The following is a 16,601-nucleotide window of genomic DNA, read 5'->3' on the forward strand; positions in this document are numbered from 1 at the left end:
AGCTCCTTATTCCGCCGGCTGCAGCGCGAGTGGCGTGGTGACTTCCACCTCGCCGACCCGCACCGTCATCCAGAGGTTATAGGCCATGATCAGCGAGCCGATCAGGAACAGCGCGCCGCCGGCGGCGCGGATGATGTAGAAGGGATGCATCGCTTCCACGCTCTCGATGAAGGAATATTCGAGGAAGCCGAGCGAGGTGTAGGCGCGCCACATCAGGCCCTGCAGGATTCCCGAGACCCACATCGCGGAGATGTAGAGCACGATGCCGATGGTCGAGATCCAGAAGTGCCAGTTGACGAGCTTCAGGCTGTACAGTTGCTTGCGGCCCCACAGCCACGGCACCAGGCAATACAGCGCGCCGAAGGAGACGAAGCCGACCCAGCCAAGCGCACCGGAGTGAACGTGGCCGATGGTCCAGTCAGTGTAGTGGCTCAGCGAGTTCACCACCTTGATCGACATCATCGGGCCTTCGAAGGTCGACATGCCGTAGAACGCGACCGAGACCACCAGCATGCGCAGCACCGGATCGGTGCGCAGCTTGTCCCACGCGCCCGACAGCGTCATCAGACCGTTGATCATGCCGCCCCAGGACGGCATCCAGAGCATGATCGAGAACGTCATGCCGAGCGTCTGCGCCCAGTCCGGCAGCGCCGTATAGTGCAGATGGTGCGGGCCGGCCCAGATATAGAGGAAGATCAACGCCCAGAAGTGGATGATCGACAACCGATAGGAATAGATCGGCCGCTCCGCCCGCTTCGGGATGAAGTAGTACATGATGGCGAGGAAGCCCGCGGTCAGGAAGAAGCCGACCGCGTTATGGCCGTACCACCACTGGAACATCGCATCCTGCACGCCGCCCCAGGCGATGTAGGACTTCGAGCCGAACACCGACACCGGAAGCGCCGGGTTGTTGCCGAGGTGAAGGACCGCGATGGTGACGATGAAGGCGAGATAGAACCAGTTGGCGACGAAGATATGCGGCTCCTTGCGCTTGATCACCGTCACCAGGAACACGAGCAGATAGACGACCCAGACGATCGTCAGCCACAGGTCGGAGTACCACTCCGGCTCGGCATATTCCTTGGACTGCGTCACGCCCAGGAGATAGCCGGTGCCCGCGACCAGGATGAAGAAGTTGTAGCCGAGCACCACGAACCATGGCGCAAGATCGCCGGCGAGCCGCGCCCGGCAGGTCCTCTGCACGACGTAGAATGAAGTCGCGATCAGCACGTTGCCGCCAAAGGCGAAGATCACCGCCGAGGTGTGCAGCGGACGAAGCCGGCCAAAGCTGGTCCAGGGCAGATCGAAATTGAGCCAGGGCCAGGCGAGTTGGCAGGCGATCACGAGTCCGACGGTAAATCCGGCAATGCCCCAGAACATCGCCATGAACGAGGCGAACTTGATCGGACCGAGATTGTAGTTCGGCTTACCGTTGATCTCCTGCGGCGGCAGCTCCGCCGGGCGATCGAAATAGCGGTTAAGGATGGCGAAGGCGGCAGCGCCGCTGGCCACCGCGGCGAGCGAAGCATGGAAGGCAAACGGCGCATCCAACGCCTTGGCCGCGGCGAAGGCGCAGAGGAAGGCCGCCGCCGTGAAGAATAACGTCAACCCGGCTTCGCCGTGGGTCATCCATTTCGTGGATTGAACTTGCTGCATGTTTGATTCTCTTTGCAGGGGCCTTGCCCCATCAGCCCAGCTTTGGCCGCCACGTCCTTGATCGAGATCAACCGACGGCTACCGATCAGAAAGGACGATGCTTGCGCACTTCCGGCGCCGGCTGCCGCGCCCCCGGTGCGTGAACACTCGCCCAAGCGAGCACCCCGGCGAAAACCACGAAAACTGAAACGACGGCTGCGGAAACCAAAATCGAATCGACGGGCATAGCGACCTCCATTGAAGCTCGCTCGAATATCGTCGCTCGCGCGGAACCGTCTTTGACTTCGATCAAAAATGTGAGAGCACGCGCGCCACCATCACCACTCGTCATGCCCGGGCTCGACCCGGGCATCCACGTTCTTCAAGTCCGCTGTGAGAAAAAGCGTGGATGGCCGGGGCAAGCCCGGCCATGACGCAGCACGCTAGGCCGCTGACAGCGCCTCGGCGCGCGCCGCATCGAGCAGGCTGATGCCGCCCGTAAGAATACGGATGATGCCGTCGCGTTCGAGCTTGGTGAAGGTGCGGCTCACCGTTTCGATGGTGAGTCCCAGGTAATCGGCGATATCGAGCCGGCCCATAGGCAACGGCAGCGCTTCCCCGACATGCCCGATTTCGGCGAGCCGATCGCGCCAGCCGATCAGGAAGCTCGCAACCTTCTCTTCGGCGGAACGGCGTCCGAGCAGAACCATATGCTCCTGCGCCCGGATCAATTCGCGGCCCGCCAGTTCGTTGATACGGCGCAGGAAGCGAGGCCGGTTCTCGGCGAATCGCGAGAAGCTGGCTCTGAAGAACTGGCAAAGCGATACCGCGCCTACCGCATCGGCGGAGAACTCATACTGCGGCGAGCCGGCAAGTCCGAGGAAATCGCCGGGCAAGACAAAGCCGATGATCTGCCGGCGGCCATCCGGCAACAGCTTATAGAGACGCAGGACGCCTTCGAGCACGCTGAAGAACGACGTCGCCATGGTCGCCTGCGCAAACACCGTCGTGCCGGGTTCGCACTGGACATGGCGCGACAGGTTCGCCAGCTCCCATACCTCGGTCTTGTCGAGCGCGGCGCAGATCGCAAAGCCACGTACCGCGCAATCGGTACAGGTTTGCCGATGAGAACCTTCCAAGAGAGAAACCTTCACGCGCCGCTCCGAATGACCGCCGGCGGGCGTCCTTATGCCGCCCGGCGGAGTCAGCGCAGTGTACCGTCCACACCGCCGGGGTGTTGATGCAGATCAATCGCCCCCACCATTGCAAAGCTAATTTCAAAACCGTCGCTCCGTCCAACGCGGAGCTTTTTGATAGATGGGGCCGTAATGCTGCAGTCCGCCGCACGCCAGGTTTTCATTGCGATCGTGCTGACGACATCGGCGCTTGCCGCTTCGCCGTCCGAGCAGCGCGGCCGGACGTTCGCGCTCAACAATTGTGCCCGCTGCCACTCCATCGACAAGGTCACCAAAAGCCCGCTCAAGATCGCGCCGCCCTTCCGCACCCTGCACAAGCGTTATCCCGTCGAGAGTCTCGCGGAGGCGTTCGCGGAAGGCATCCAGACCGGACATCCGACGATGCCGGAGTTTCGGCTTGACCCGGACCAGATCCACGACCTGCTGGCCTACCTGAAGACGCTGGAATAGCGCGACGGCGCCCCGCCGCGAGAGTTGACGCAAATCAACCACGGCATGGCGAGCGCCGATAACAGTTTTTCATGATGCAACAGGGATGAACGAGATGTTCAACACGACCCATCTGAACGACGAACTGCAAGCCCTGAAGATCGATGTGTCGCGCCTCTTCAACACGACAGGTGAAGGCATACGCGACACCGCAAGAGCGAGCGCCGACGCCTTCACCACGCGCATCAAGGAAGCGCTGGAGGAACTGAGCGAGGTCCTGAGCGGCGAAGACACTCAGGTCCGCCAGTTGATTTCGGAACGGCCGATCACCTCGCTCGCCTCCGCCTTTGCGCTGGGCGTGGTCGTCGGCTTCGCAATGCGGAGGTAGCAAAGTGAACACCGAAAATATCGTCAGACAGCTACGCGTACTCTGGCGCACCGACAGGATCATCGCCGATATCCGCCTGCGCCACCTCCTGATCGGCCTTGGCCTGCGGGCCTTCGCGGGCCTGATTGCGGCATTCGGTCTTCTGATGTTCGAACTGTCCGCGTATTTCGCACTGGTCCAGGTCTGGAGCGCGGTCTCGGCCGCGGCGATCCTAGGCGCCGCCAACTTCGCCATCGCGGCGATCCTGTTTGCCCTCGCGCTCCGGCCGCCGTCAGGCCGCGAGCTCGACCTCGCCAGCGAGATCCACGGCGCTTCCGTCGAGGCGCTGCAGGTCGAGGCACGCGCGATGCAGTCGCAAGTCTCCGGACTAGTGCGCAATCCCCTGAACGGAATCCTGCCGGTGCTGGTGCCGCTGATCGGCATCATCATCAACAGCCTGAAGAAACCCGCGGCCGGGCACGCCGCGAAGGACAACGCCTGACGCCGCACACCGCGCCGATCGAGCCGAGTAGAGCAAGATGACAACCGCACCCCAAACGCCGATCCTCAACACCTCCCTGCCGCCGCAGTTTCGCAAGATCCGCCTCGAGCTCGCGCGCGAGCCTGATCATCCCGAAGGCGATGCCGGCGCCGGCTACGTGATGGTCGCGCCGCTCGACGACGACTACAGGATCGACCAGAAGCTGTGGCGGGCCAACCGCGAGGCGTGCCGGGTGGTCCGGCTCCGACCCGACGAGGAATACATCCTCGGCCATCTCGTCCACCACCAGGGCGGCGGCTGGGTCCTGCACTATGACGGCGCACCCGGCACACCTGATGAGATCGGCTTCCACTTCAAGGACGAGCGCTTCGTCGCGGGCGAATACGTCTCGATCGGCGAAGGCGACAAGATGCACACCTATCGCGTCACGATGGTGTCGCGGCTTTGATCACTCCGTAGCCCGGGTGAAGGTCCAGCGTAACCCGGGACTGCTCGCGATCGCCAAAGCAGATGCCCCGGGTTACGCGTTCCGCTCCACCCGGGCTAAGAGCTAGCCACGCGTTCACTCCACCTCTCCCGCTTGCGGGGGAGGTCGGCGCGTAGCGCCGGGTGGGGGCTCTCTCCCCACGACCAGTCTCATCGTGGCGACACCCTCACCCCAGCCCTCTCCCGCAAGCGGGAGAGGGAGAACCAGCACCGCCTCCTCCGCTTCACAGCGCCAGCTTGACGTCACAGAGGCCGTGCTCGAGAGGATCGGCCTTCACCTCGAAGCCGAATTTCCGGCACATGTCGAGCATCACGATGTTCTCGGTCAGCACCTGGCCGGAAATCGCCTTCAGCCCTTCCGATTTCGCGTATTCGATCAGCAGCTGCATCAGCGCCCAGCCGAGGCCCTTGCCCTTCAGATCGGTGCGCAGCAGGATCGCATATTCCCCGCTTTCATAGATCGAGTCGGAATGAATCCGCACCACGCCCAGGATTTCCTGGGTACTTTCGTCGACCGCCACGAAGGCCATCGCGCGTGCGTAGTCGAGCTGGGTGAGCCGGGCGATGAACTCGTGGGAGAATTCCTTGATCGGCGCGAAGAAGCGCAACCGCAGGTCCTCAGCCGTGACGTGCCGCAGCAAGTCGTGGATCTGCGGCTCGTCTTCGGGTCGGATCGGCCGCGCGAAGATACGTCGCCCGTCGATCGGCTGCCCGTCACGGTCCGCAAGCTGCCGCTGCCATCGTGATGGATAGGGCCTGACCGCAAAGTTGCTGAGCCCGGGCCCCGCAAATTTGCGCGGCACGATGCCGACCGCAACGCGCGCATCGACCACGAGCACGCCGGCCTCGTCCGCCAGCAGCGGATTGATGTCGAGCTCCCTGATCTCGGGGAGATCCGCCGCCATCTGCGCGAGCTTGACCAGCACGGTCGCCACCGCATCCGGCTTCACCGCCGGCACGTCGCGATAGGCGCGCAGCAGCCGCGACACCCGCGTGCGCTCGATCAATTCGCGCGCCAGCCGCATGTCGAGCGGCGGCAGCGCCAATGCCTTGTCGTTGATGATCTCGACCGCGACGCCGCCGCGGCCGAACACAACCACGGTGCCGAAGGTCGGATCGTCGGCAAGGCCGAGAATGAGCTCGCGCACCTTCGGCCGCACGATCATCGCCTGCACGATGACGCCGGAAACCCGCGCATCCGGCCGCAGCGCCGTGGCGCGGCCCAGGATCTCGGCGGTGGCCACGCGCACGGCATCAGGCGTGGTCAGATTGAGGATGACGCCGCCGATATCAGACTTGTGCACGATGTCGCGCGACATGATCTTCAGCACGACCGTCATGCCTTGCGCGAACAGGGTGTTGGCATACTTGACCGCCTCCTCCGCATCGGCCGCGAGATAGGTCTCGACCATCGGGATGTCATAGGCTTCGAACAGCCCTTTGATCTCGATCGGGTTGAGCCACTGGCGTCCGTCCGAGATCGCGGCGGTGACAATCTTGCGCGCCGCCGGAGCGTCAGGCGTAAAGCTCTCCGGCATCGCCGGCGGCACCTGCGTCAGTTCCTCCACGACCTCGCGATGCCGCACCAGGTGCATGAAGCCGCGCACCGCGTCGTCCTCGGTGATGTAGTTCGGAATTCTGTTGCCGCTGAAGAGGTCGCTGATCGCGCCGTTGGCGCCGACCCACACCGCAAGCACCGGCTTGGCCGCCCTGCCCCGCTTCTTGCGGTGCTCGGTCACGATCTTGGTCACGGTCGAAGCAATCTCGTCCGGCGCGGCAATCGCGGTCTGCACATTCATGACCAGGACCGCGTCATTGCCGGGATCGGCGAGCAGCGCCTCGAGCGCCACGGCATAACGTGAAGCCCCGGCATCGCCGACGATGTCGACAGGGTTCGAGCCGGACCAGGTCGGCGGCAGGGCCGCATCGAGCTGCGCGTGAGTGTTTGGCGTGATCGTCGCCGGAATTCCGCCGAGCTCGACCAATCGGTCGATCGCGAGCACGCCGAGGCCGCCGCCATTGGTGAGCAGCGCCAGCCGCTTGCCCGGCGGCGAGGCCACGCGCGCCAGCGTCTCGGCGCAGTCGAACAATTCGCGCAGATCGGAGACCCTGAGCATGCCGGCGCGGCGAAAGGCGGCATCATAGACTGCGTCCGAACCGGCAAGCGCGCCGGTATGCGTCGCCGCCGCTTTCGCGCCCTGCGCCATGCGGCCGGACTTGACCACGACCACCGGCTTGATCCTCGCCGCGGCGCGCGCCGCCGACATGAATTTGCGCGCGTCCTTGATCGACTCGACATAGAGCAGGATCGCGTGCGTTGCGCCGTCGAGCGCGAAATAATCCAGGAGATCGGCGATATCGACGTCGAGCTGATCGCCGATCGAGACGATGCCGGAAAATCCGACCACGCGCTGCGCGGCCCAGTCCACCATGCCCGCCGCGATCGCGCCCGATTGCGAGATCAGCGCGAGGTTGCCCGCCGCCGGCAGATGCGTCGAGAAGCTGGCATTGAGACCGACGCTGGGCGCCATGATGCCGATGCAGTTGGGGCCGATCAGCCGCATGCGATGCTTGCGCGCCGCCTGTTCGGTGGCCTCCGCGAGCGACCCCGGGCCGTGGCCCAGTCCGGCGGTGATGATGACGGCGCCGATCGCGCCGCGCTGGCCGGCATCGTCGACGATCCCGGGCACGGCGGCAGCCGGCGCCGTGATCACGACGAGCTCGGGCACGAATGGCAATTCGGCGATGCTGCCGACCGTCGCAACGCCGGCAATCTCGGCATGGCGCGAATTGACCACACCGAACTGGCCCTTGAACTTGCCGCCGGAAATATTCTGCACGATGGCGCGGCCGACCGAGCCCTCGCGCGGGCTGGCTCCGACGAGCGCGACCGAGCGCGGCGACAGCAGGTGATTCAATCTGTAAGTGGACATGCTCTGCTTCCGGACCTTCGGCCGGCACTGGCCGTATCGAGGTTACGAGGCGATGGCGCTGCGATGCGACACCGTAACCAGCCATGGTGGCCGGCCCATGACGAATAGTTCCTGTTCCGGAGTCGGCCTTGCGTTTGCTCAATTCCGACGGGCCCGAACGCGTTGACCTGCCTCAAGCGCCGGGCCTACGGTACGGCTAGGCTGCGACTATCAACCGCATCAAATGGAACAAACCCATGCGCGCCCATCAGATCATGACCCGCCCGGTCATCTCAGTCACGCCTGAAACAACCATCGTCGATGCAGCCAACCTGATGCTGCAACGGCATATCAGTGGACTACCAGTCGTCGCCGCCGGCAAGCTGGTCGGCGTCATCTCCGAGGGCGACTTCCTGCGCCGCGGCGAGATCGGAACCCAGCGCAAATACGGTCGGTTCCTGAAATTCCTGCTCGGCCCCGGCCCGGCCGCGACCGAGTTCGTTCGCGAGCAGGGCCGCAGGGTCGCCGAGATCATGACCTCGGATCCGATCACGGTCACCGAGGAGACGCCGGTCGAGACGATCGTCGCGCTGATGGAGAAGCATCACATCAAGCGCCTGCCGGTCGTTCGCGGTGACGAGATTGTCGGCATCGTGTCGCGGTCCAACCTGCTGCAGGCGGTGGCAAGCCTTGCCCGCGATATCCCCGATCCGACCGCCGACGACGACCACATCCGCGACCGCGTCATCGCTGCGCTGGAGAAAGCGGATTGGTGCCCGTTCGGCCTCAGCGTCGTCGTCCGCGACGGCATCGTGCACTTGAGCGGCGTCATCACCGACGAGCGCAGCCGCCAAGCCGTGGTGGTCGCCACCGAAAACGTCGCCGGGGTGAAGAAGGTCCACGACCATCTCTGCTGGGTCGAGCCGATGTCGGGATTCTATCTGGCTTCGCCCGACGACAGGGAATGGGCGAAGACGGGCTGAAAAGCGCCGGCCCTTCGCAGCGTGACGACGGGCGGTCGTCACGCTGCAATTCCTTCATGAAGATTGAAATTGGAATCAGCCGGCGCAGTCGCGCAGGGCGCGCATCACGTCTTCGCGAGAAATGATGCCGGCGAGCCGTTCGCCCTCGAGCACCGGTATGCTCCGCAGCCGGTGATTGACCATCAGTTCGAGCACCCGCGTCAACCGCGTCTCCGGCACCACATAGATGAATTCCGACGTCATCACGTCCGCGGTCGTTTTCTGCATCAGATCCTCATAGCGCGGCAGGATGCGCGCCGGCGTGAAGACGAAGCAAGACAAGAGGTCGAATTTGGAGACCATCCCCACCACCTGCGTCCCGTCGACGACGGGATAGGTGTTGAAGTCCTCCTTCTCGAAACGTTCGCACAGTTTGGCCATCGTCATCTCGCGCGAGACCGTCTTCGGCTCGCGCGTCATGTAGTCGGCGGCGGTGAGCTCGAGAAATTTGTACAAGGCGAATCCTCTGTCAGCTTCTTTATTTAAGCCAGCCGCCCCGCTGGCATATTGACCGAAGTCAATCACCGAACCTGCCGCGGGTCACGGCGACTGCGGGACGAAGCCCCTCCTCCCCTTGAGCAGGACTGGCCAATCGGACCATAATCTGCCAGACCACTGTACGAATCCGCCCCGCGGCGGCGAAGAACCGGAAAAGCGTTTGACTGGCCTCGACCCTTCCCCTTCCGATGACTGCGCCCCCGATCGGCGCTTTCGGCTCGGCGCCGAGGGAGCCGGGATCGGCGGCTGGGATATTGATCTGTCGACCAAGGAGCTCGCCTGGTCGACCACCGCGCGCAGGCTGTTCGGCGTTCCCGATAACGCGCCGATCAGCTACGAGTTCTTCCTCTCGCTGCTCGGGCCCGATGACCGCGAACGCACCGAACAGGCGATGTCACGCGCGGCCGAAAGCGGCGAGCCCTTCGACCTCGCCTACCGGCTGAGCCGGAATGATGACGGCGACCGCTGGGTGCGGCTCCGCGGCAGCCTGACGCGGGACAAGACGTCCGCGCACCTTTCCGGCATCGTGCTCGACATCGATGAGGAAAAGCGGCATGAGGAAGCCCTGCGCACGCGCGAAGGGCACCTGCGGTCGATCCTGGAGACGATCCCCGACGCGATGATCGTCATCGATGGCCGCGGTACCATGCAATTCTTCTCGAGCGCGGCGGAACGGCAGTTCGGATATGCCGAGCAGGAGGCGATCGGACAGAATGTCAGCATCTTGATGCCGGAGCCCGACCGCTCTCGCCATGACAGCTACATGGCACGCTACCTTACGACCGGCGAGCGCCACATCATCGGCATCGGCCGCATCGTGACCGGCCAGCGTAAGGACGGCACCACCTTCCCGATGCATCTGTCGATCGGCGAGATGCAGTCCGGCGGTGTGCCCTATTTCACCGGCTTTGTCCGCGATCTCACCGAGCACCAGCAGACCCAGGCGCGGCTGCAGGAATTGCAGTCGGAGCTCGTCCACGTCTCGCGCCTCAGCGCAATGGGCGAGATGGCGTCCGCGCTCGCCCACGAGCTCAACCAGCCGCTCGCCGCCATCAGCAACTACATGAAAGGCTCGCGCCGCCTGCTCGGCGCGAGCGATGACCCGAACCGCGCCAAGATCGAGAACGCGTTGGACCGCGCCGCCGAACAGGCGATCCGCGCCGGGCAGATCATCCGCCGGCTGCGCGACTTCGTTGCCCGCGGCGAGTCGGAAAAGCGCGTCGAACGTCTCTCGAAGATGGTCGAGGAAGCCGGCGCCTTGGGCCTTGCTGGCGCGCGCGAGCAGGACGTGCGGATCCGCTTCAACCTCGATCCGCGATATGATCTGGTGCTGGTCGACCGCGTCCAGGTCCAGCAGGTGCTGGTCAATCTGTTCCGTAATGCGCTGGAGGCGATGGCGCAGTCCGAGCGGCGCGAGCTGATCGCCTCGAACCGGCCGGTCGACGAGGACATGATCGAAGTGTCGGTGTTCGACACCGGCCATGGATTTCCTGACGACGTGGAGAAAAACCTGTTCCAGACCTTCTTCACCACCAAGGAAACCGGCATGGGCGTCGGGCTGTCGATCAGCCGCTCGATCATCGAGGCGCATGGCGGGCGGATGTGGGCCGAGTCCAATGACGCGGGCGGCGCGACCTTTCGTTTCACGCTGCCGGCGGTACCGAACGAGAGTTTGACAGATGGCGCGTAGGGGAAATGTCTACGTCATTGACGATGACGAGGCGATGCGGGATTCGCTGCAATTCCTGCTTGATTCGGCCGACTTCGACGTGCGCCTGTTCGAATCGGCGCAAGCCTTCCTGGACACGCTCCCCACCATCGAGTTCGGCTGCGTGGTCTCAGATATCCGCATGCCCGGCGTCGACGGCATCGAGCTCTTGAAGCGCGTCAAGGAAAGCCGCGGAGCTTTCCCGGTCATCATCATGACCGGCCATGGCGATGTCCCGCTCGCCGTCGAGGCGATGAAGCTCGGCGCGGTCGACTTCATGGAAAAGCCGTTCGAGGACGACCGGCTGATCGCGATGATTGACGTCGCGCTCCGCCAAGCCGAGGCCGGCGCCCGCGACGAGGCCGCGACCCAGGACGTCGCCGCCCGCATCGCCTCGCTCAGCCCGCGCGAGCGGCAGGTCATGGACGGGCTGGTGACCGGGCTTTCCAACAAGATGATCGCCCGCGACTACAATATCAGCCCCCGCACCATCGAGGTTTACCGGGCCAATGTGATGACCAAGATGCAGGCGAGCAGCCTTTCGGAATTGGTCCGCCTGGCCATGCGGGCCGGGGCGCTCAAGGATTGAGCTGAATCAAGCCGGCCGGCATCGACAGGCTTATAAACGGAGGTTGATGGACCGGATGGCCGGCCCGGAAGGCGGATAAAAGCCGTGATGCCCGCACCCACCAGACCCCCTCTTGTCTACGTCGTGGACGACGATACCGACGTGCTCGGCTCGCTGCGTTTCCTCCTGGAAACCGACGGCTTCTATGTCCGCACCTTCCGCAGCGCCGAGGCATTGCTGAACGCCATGACCATGGGCGGCGCCGACTGTTTCGTCATCGACTACAAGATGCCGAACATGAGCGGCATCGACCTCGCCGGGATTTTGCGCCAGCGCGACGTCGACACGCCGATCATTCTGATCACCGGCTATCCCGATGCGACCATTCCGGCCAAGGCCGCGGCCGCCGGCATCCGCCATGTGCTGCACAAGCCGCATGTCGAGGACAGTCTGTCCACCCGCATCTGGGACGTGATCAAGACCGCTCCGCCACCGGCCGCCTGACCTCCGTAATTGTACTTAGGGGCTTGCCCTTAAGGCATGGAGCGAAATTTCCGAGTTCGCTTGTTCCGCGTACCAAAAGCCATCCGCTGCACAGGAGATGGCTCAATGCTCACCCAGTCGCCCGCCACCGCTTCCCTCAATATCAACCGGCCTGTCCCGGGCGGCCCTGCGCCTACCGAGCCATTTTGCGGCCTGGCCGGACATGCCGGCCTGATCGCGACCGAATTCACCTACCGGAAGGATGAGGAAATCTACGGCGAGGATGAGCCAGCGGAATACGTTTACCAAGTGGTCCGCGGCGCGGTCCGCACCTACAAGCTGCTCTCCGACGGACGGCGCCAGATCGGCGCGTTTCACCTGCCCGGCGACGTCTTCGGGCTCGAGTCCGGCGCCAAGCACCGGCTGGCGGCGGAAGCCATCATCGACACCACGGTGCGTCTGGTGAAGCGCCGCAGCCTGGAACAGGCCGCCGGCACCGACGTCCAGGTCGCCCACAAGCTCTGGACCATGACGGCTGGTGATCTCAAGCACGCCGAAGAGCACATGCTTCTGCTCGGGCGCAAGAGCGCCATGGAGCGGGTCGCCAATTTCCTGCTGGAAATGGATCGCCGCCTTGCTGTCGCCGGCATGGGCATGCTGGCGCTGCCGATGTGTCGCCGCGACATCGGGGATTATCTCGGACTGACACTGGAGACGGTCTCCCGCGCGCTGTCGCAACTGAACGACGAAGGCGTGCTCGGCTTCTCCGGCGCGCGCCAGATCGTGCTGCGCAACCGCCAGCGCCTGCGCAACATGGACGTCTGATCCGGCGCAGGTCCGTAGCCCGGGTGAAGCGAAGCGCAACCCGGGGTCGCTGGTAGACGTGGATGGAGGTGTCCCGGGTTACGCTGTCGCTCCACCCGGGCTACGCAGTCTTCAGCCCGCACCGAACAAAAGCGGCAGCGCGCGGGGGCCGCGGACGGTGCCTTGCGACCACGCCACCTTGCCGGCCGGATCGAGCCGGAAGTCGGGAATCCGCTTCAGCCATTCCTCGATCGCGACCATCATCTCCATGCGCGCGAGGTTCGAGCCGACGCAGCGATGGATGCCGAGGCCGAAGGCGGCGTGACGATTCTCCTTGCGATCGATCACGACCTTGTCGGCGTCCGCGAACATCGCAGGATCGCGATTGGCGGCGGGGAAGGACAACAACACCATGTTGCCGGGCTTGACGGGGCAGCCGCTGACCGTGGTCTCCTTCACCACTTCGCGCGCCATCGTCACCGGGGAATAGGCGCGCAGGAACTCCTCGATCGCAGTCGGCAACAATTCCGGCTGAGCAACCAGCCGCTCGCGATCCGCGGGCGTCTTCGCGAGGTGCCAGAGCGAGGAGCCGATCGCGCTCCAGGTGGTATCGATGCCGGCGACCAGGAGCAGTCGCAGCGAGCCAAGCACATGGGCGTCCGACAATGGCTTGCCGTCCTTGTCGCGCGCGTTCATCAGCGTCGTGATCAGATCGTCGGTCGGCTTGCCCTTGCGTTCGGCGATATGGCCCGCGAAATACGCACTCATCTCGTGGAGCGCGCGCATCAAGATGTCCTGATCCTTGATGCCGAGCTCGAGGATTTCGTGGATCCACTTGATGAAGAGGTCGCCATCCTTCTCGGGTATACCCAGCATATGGGCGATGGCGCGCACCGGAATATGCTTCGTGTAGCGCTCGGCGGCGTCGCATTTTCCGTCGTCGATGAACTCGTCGATCAGCTCGTTGCAGATCGCGCGGACCCGGGGCTCGAGCTTCTTCATCGCGTCGGGCGTGAACGGCGGCAGCAGCAACTGCTTGGCCGGCTTATGTTCGGGTGGATCGGAGGTGATCGGCGGCGCCGGCTGCGTGACCTCCGGCCGCACGTCGCGCACGATGATGCGACGGGACGAAAAATGCTCGGTGTCGTAGGCGACCTGCTTTACCGCCTCATAGGTGGTCGGCATATAGCAGCCGAGGAAGCGCTCGGTGTGAACGACCGGCGAGGCTGCACGCAACTGCTCCCAGATCGGAAATGGATTCTCGGTCCAGGCCGGATCGGTGTGGTCGAAATCACGGATCCAGTCGGTCACCGGCGGGTGTTCGGGCATCATGCTGACGGAATCGGACATCGGCAGTTTCCTTCCGCTTTGTTCGTTCAGATCAAGTGTGGATCAAGGTGGCGGTTCGACCGCGCGCCTCACTCCTCGATGACTTCGATCGCGAATTCGGGGCAGTTGGTCTGGGCAAGATAGGCCTTGTCCTCGAGGCCTTCAGGCACACGGCCTTCGCCGTGCTCATGCGCATTGCCGTATTCGTCGAGGTCGAACAGTTCGGGCGCGAGGGCCTTGCAGCGCGCGTGTCCCTGGCACCTGTCCTGGTCGACGTGGATCTTCAGCTTTCCGGACATGGGCGCTTCCCTCTGCCGCGCGCGGCATCGATGCCCGTGGCTCGATGCGCGGACTGGCGTTTCCTCGGCTTCTCGGCGGACGCGGCTTGCTTCGGCCACGTCTCAAATTAGAGCTATTACATTCGCGGTCCGGTTGTGCTGTCAAGCGAAAAGTTATAGCCTATCACATTAGGATGGGAACACGCCTCGCCCGCAAGCCACAGAATGCCTATCACCATGGCGATCTCCGCGACGCCCTGGTGCACGCTGCACTGCGGGAAGCGGAACTCGGCGGCCCCGAAGCCATCAGCATCAGCGCCCTCGCCAAGAAGCTCCGCGTCTCGCAGCCCGCACCCTACCGGCATTTCGCCGACCGCGAGGCGCTGCTGACGGCCGTCGCGGCGGAAGCGTTTCGCCAATTCAACACGATGCTGCGCGACGCCATCGACGGACCGTCGAAGCGGACAAAAATCTCGCGCTTCGCGCAAGCCGCCCTCGCCTTCGGCCAGCGCCGCCACGGCATCTACCGCCTGATGTTCGCCTCGCGCGTGATGGCCTGCTCGCCAAAGGACAGCGAGCTGCACAGCGCTGCGATGGAGACATTCGGTCTGCTGCTCGAAGCGCTGGAGTCGCCGGCGGTCGCCCTCCTGCGCGAGCGCCACGCGCTGCAGATCTGGGCCGCGCTGCACGGCGTCGTCATGCTCGCCGAGCAAGGCCTGCTCACCGGCCAGCTGGCCGAAACCACGCGCGAAGAACTACTCGACGACATGGTCGCGCAGATCAAGCTGAGCCTCACGCTCGCGATCAAGGCGGCGGAAAGAGGCCGCTAGTTTAGAGATATCTCTCCTCGTCATTCCGGGGCGCGCAAAGCGCGAACCCGGAATCCATTAGGCGGCGTACTCTGCGGTTGGATCGATTCCGGGCTCGATGCTAACGCATCGCCCCGGAATGACGGCCTCCGTCATGCGAGCGCGCCGAAGCAATCCATGCCTCCGCTTGCCGCGCTATGGATTGCTTCGCTTCGCTCGCAATGACGTCGAGAGAGCATGCCGAGCGCGCAGGTGCCGTAGGGTGGGCAAAGCGGACCACATTCACCGGTGCTCGAACAAGCACAGGCGCAAGCGTGCCCACCGTCACGAGCGCGATGCTTGATGGTGGGCACGCTTCGCTTTGCCCACCCTACGGCACTTCCCTCACCTCGCCGCTTCAAACCCGCCGAGCACCGCGGTCAGATTGTCGCCGAGGATGTCGGAGAGATAGCCGCCTTCCTGCACGAACACGGTGGGCAGGCCGATCCGCGCGATCGCGGCGCCGATGCGGCGGAATCCTTCCGTGGTGACGGCAAGCCCGGCCAGCGGATCGTGCTCGGAGGCATCGAGACCGAGGGCAATGACAAGCGCGCCGGGCGCGAAGGCCTCGATCGTCTTCTGCGCCGTCGCAAGTGCCGCGAGGTAGCCGTCGTCGCCGGTTCCGATCGGCAGCGGGATGTTGAGATTGGTGCCTAGCCCGGGACCGGCACCGCGTTCATGCGCATAGCCCCAAACGAACGGATAGAAGGCGACCGGATCGGCATGGATCGACACCGTCAGCACATCACCTCGCTCGTAGAAGATGCCCTGCGTGCCATTGCCGTGATGGACATCGACGTCGAGGATGGCGACGCGCTCATGTTTCAGCCGCAGATGCGCGGCCGCAACCGCGCTGTTGTTGAGGAAGCAGAAGCCACCGGCGATATCGCGATAGGCGTGATGACCGGGCGGACGGCACAGCGCGTAGACGGCGTCTTCGCCCTCCATCACCATCTGCGCGGCGGTCGCTGCGACGTCGGTCGCAGCACAAGCGGCGGCCCAGGTGCCGGGACCGATCGGTGCGGCAGTGTCGGCCGTGTGCCAGCCAAGCCGGCCGATGATGTGGGTCGGATACGTTGCGGCATTTCGTACCGGATGGATATTGCCGATCATTTCGGGCCCTGCATCGCCAAGCGCCGACCAGGCGTCCCAGGCTTCCGCGAGGAAGCTCAGATATTCGGCGCTATGCACCCGCGCCCGCGGCCCCTGCCCGAACACGGTCGGCTCGACCAGCTGATGCTTGCCCGCCTTCAATCCCGCCAGCAGACGGTCGGCGCGCTCGGGCTGTTCGGTGGTGCGCTTGACGACGCCGCGGACCAGGAAGAATTGCGGATCATGGCTGCGATGCAGTTCGGTATAGACGGCCTTCACGAACAGGCTCCCATCATTGGCGACAGGAACATCCCTTGCATAGAACCGCTGGAATCGCAAAGCGCCCCGGTTGCGAAAAGGATCTCCATGCTGCTGTTCATTCCTTAAGCGCCGACTGCCGAGAGTTTAACCTTGCCCCTCCAGGTCAGACCCGTTGAATCCACA

18 protein-coding genes are annotated in these 16,601 nt (G+C 64.2%); 10 read left to right on the plus strand and 8 right to left on the minus strand.

Annotated elements, in window-relative coordinates; genetic code table 11:
* Window positions 1-6 precede the first annotated feature (6 nt).
* From ccoN to ACZXDY_RS08360, 3 genes are all read right to left on the minus strand, one after another.
* Window positions 7-1,629 (minus strand): cytochrome-c oxidase, cbb3-type subunit I, encoded by a 1,623-nt coding sequence (gene ccoN / locus ACZXDY_RS08350; RefSeq protein WP_464345195.1) that lies wholly within the window; start codon window positions 1,627-1,629, stop codon window positions 7-9.
* A gap of 112 nt (window positions 1,630-1,741) precedes the next feature.
* Window positions 1,742-1,987 carry a hypothetical protein gene (locus tag ACZXDY_RS08355; RefSeq protein WP_464345149.1) on the minus strand — a complete coding sequence of 82 codons (246 nt, stop codon included), beginning with the start codon at window positions 1,985-1,987 and terminating at the stop codon, window positions 1,742-1,744.
* A gap of 91 nt (window positions 1,988-2,078) precedes the next feature.
* On the minus strand, window positions 2,079-2,789 hold the full coding sequence (locus ACZXDY_RS08360) for a helix-turn-helix domain-containing protein (protein WP_464345150.1): 711 nt from the start codon (window positions 2,787-2,789) through the stop codon (window positions 2,079-2,081).
* Between the two features lie 174 nt (window positions 2,790-2,963).
* Here ACZXDY_RS08360 and ACZXDY_RS08365 point away from each other — a divergent pair, with 174 nt between their 5' ends.
* The 4 genes from ACZXDY_RS08365 (at window position 2,964) to ACZXDY_RS08380 (ending at window position 4,577) form a co-directional block, all read left to right on the plus strand.
* Window positions 2,964-3,281 (plus strand): c-type cytochrome, encoded by a 318-nt coding sequence (locus ACZXDY_RS08365; protein ID WP_130228540.1) that lies wholly within the window; start codon window positions 2,964-2,966, stop codon window positions 3,279-3,281.
* Between the two features lie 85 nt (window positions 3,282-3,366).
* Window positions 3,367-3,648, plus strand: coding sequence for a hypothetical protein (locus ACZXDY_RS08370; RefSeq protein WP_464345151.1), 282 nt, complete (start codon window positions 3,367-3,369; stop codon window positions 3,646-3,648).
* Window positions 3,649-3,652: 4 nt separating this feature from the next.
* Entirely contained in the window at window positions 3,653-4,129 is a 477-nt protein-coding gene (locus ACZXDY_RS08375) for a phage holin family protein (RefSeq protein ID WP_464345152.1), read from the plus strand.
* 37 nt (window positions 4,130-4,166) lie between these two features.
* Window positions 4,167-4,577, plus strand: coding sequence for a hypothetical protein (locus tag ACZXDY_RS08380; RefSeq protein WP_464345153.1), 411 nt, complete (start codon window positions 4,167-4,169; stop codon window positions 4,575-4,577).
* A 262-nt stretch (window positions 4,578-4,839) separates the two neighbouring features.
* Here the strand turns inward: ACZXDY_RS08380 and ACZXDY_RS08385 are convergent, their stop codons facing one another.
* Window positions 4,840-7,548, minus strand: coding sequence for a bifunctional acetate--CoA ligase family protein/GNAT family N-acetyltransferase (locus ACZXDY_RS08385; RefSeq protein WP_464345154.1), 2,709 nt, complete (start codon window positions 7,546-7,548; stop codon window positions 4,840-4,842).
* Between the two features lie 236 nt (window positions 7,549-7,784).
* Between ACZXDY_RS08385 and ACZXDY_RS08390 the strand changes: the two genes are divergently transcribed.
* Entirely contained in the window at window positions 7,785-8,510 is a 726-nt protein-coding gene (locus tag ACZXDY_RS08390; RefSeq protein ID WP_028167435.1) for a CBS domain-containing protein, read from the plus strand.
* Between the two features lie 75 nt (window positions 8,511-8,585).
* Here the strand turns inward: ACZXDY_RS08390 and ACZXDY_RS08395 are convergent, their stop codons facing one another.
* On the minus strand, window positions 8,586-9,005 hold the full coding sequence (locus tag ACZXDY_RS08395; RefSeq protein ID WP_028167434.1) for a CBS domain-containing protein: 420 nt from the start codon (window positions 9,003-9,005) through the stop codon (window positions 8,586-8,588).
* Between the two features lie 202 nt (window positions 9,006-9,207).
* Here ACZXDY_RS08395 and fixL point away from each other — a divergent pair, with 202 nt between their 5' ends.
* From fixL to ACZXDY_RS08415, 4 genes are all read left to right on the plus strand, one after another.
* A complete protein-coding gene (gene fixL, locus ACZXDY_RS08400) occupies window positions 9,208-10,737 on the plus strand; it encodes a sensor protein FixL (protein ID WP_028167433.1) in 1,530 nt (509 codons plus the stop codon).
* The gene (fixJ, locus tag ACZXDY_RS08405) at window positions 10,727-11,344 is read left to right on the plus strand and encodes a response regulator FixJ (protein ID WP_464345155.1); all 618 of its coding nucleotides are present in this window, start codon (window positions 10,727-10,729) and stop codon (window positions 11,342-11,344) included. Before fixL ends, fixJ begins: the two co-directional genes overlap by 11 nt.
* A gap of 87 nt (window positions 11,345-11,431) precedes the next feature.
* Complete coding sequence (locus ACZXDY_RS08410) at window positions 11,432-11,827, plus strand: response regulator (RefSeq protein WP_464345156.1); 396 nt, start codon at window positions 11,432-11,434, stop codon at window positions 11,825-11,827.
* 105 nt (window positions 11,828-11,932) lie between these two features.
* Window positions 11,933-12,631, plus strand: a complete 699-nt coding sequence (locus ACZXDY_RS08415) for a helix-turn-helix domain-containing protein (protein ID WP_028167430.1) — start codon at window positions 11,933-11,935, stop codon at window positions 12,629-12,631.
* Window positions 12,632-12,742: 111 nt separating this feature from the next.
* Here the strand turns inward: ACZXDY_RS08415 and ACZXDY_RS08420 are convergent, their stop codons facing one another.
* Window positions 12,743-13,960, minus strand: a complete 1,218-nt coding sequence (locus tag ACZXDY_RS08420; protein ID WP_464345157.1) for a cytochrome P450 — start codon at window positions 13,958-13,960, stop codon at window positions 12,743-12,745.
* Window positions 13,961-14,028: 68 nt separating this feature from the next.
* Window positions 14,029-14,238: a ferredoxin gene (locus ACZXDY_RS08425; RefSeq protein ID WP_027577791.1), complete on the minus strand. Its 210-nt coding sequence runs from the start codon at window positions 14,236-14,238 to the stop codon at window positions 14,029-14,031.
* A 173-nt stretch (window positions 14,239-14,411) separates the two neighbouring features.
* On the opposite strand from ACZXDY_RS08425, the gene ACZXDY_RS08430 reads away from it, so the two are divergent.
* Entirely contained in the window at window positions 14,412-15,047 is a 636-nt protein-coding gene (locus ACZXDY_RS08430) for a TetR/AcrR family transcriptional regulator (protein WP_028167427.1), read from the plus strand.
* Window positions 15,048-15,410: 363 nt separating this feature from the next.
* Here ACZXDY_RS08430 and ACZXDY_RS08435 read toward each other — a convergent pair whose 3' ends face one another.
* Entirely contained in the window at window positions 15,411-16,436 is a 1,026-nt protein-coding gene (locus ACZXDY_RS08435) for a histone deacetylase family protein (RefSeq protein ID WP_464345158.1), read from the minus strand.
* Between the last annotated feature and the right edge of the window lie 165 nt (window positions 16,437-16,601).

The organism is Bradyrhizobium sp. LeoB3, from assembly GCF_055456055.1.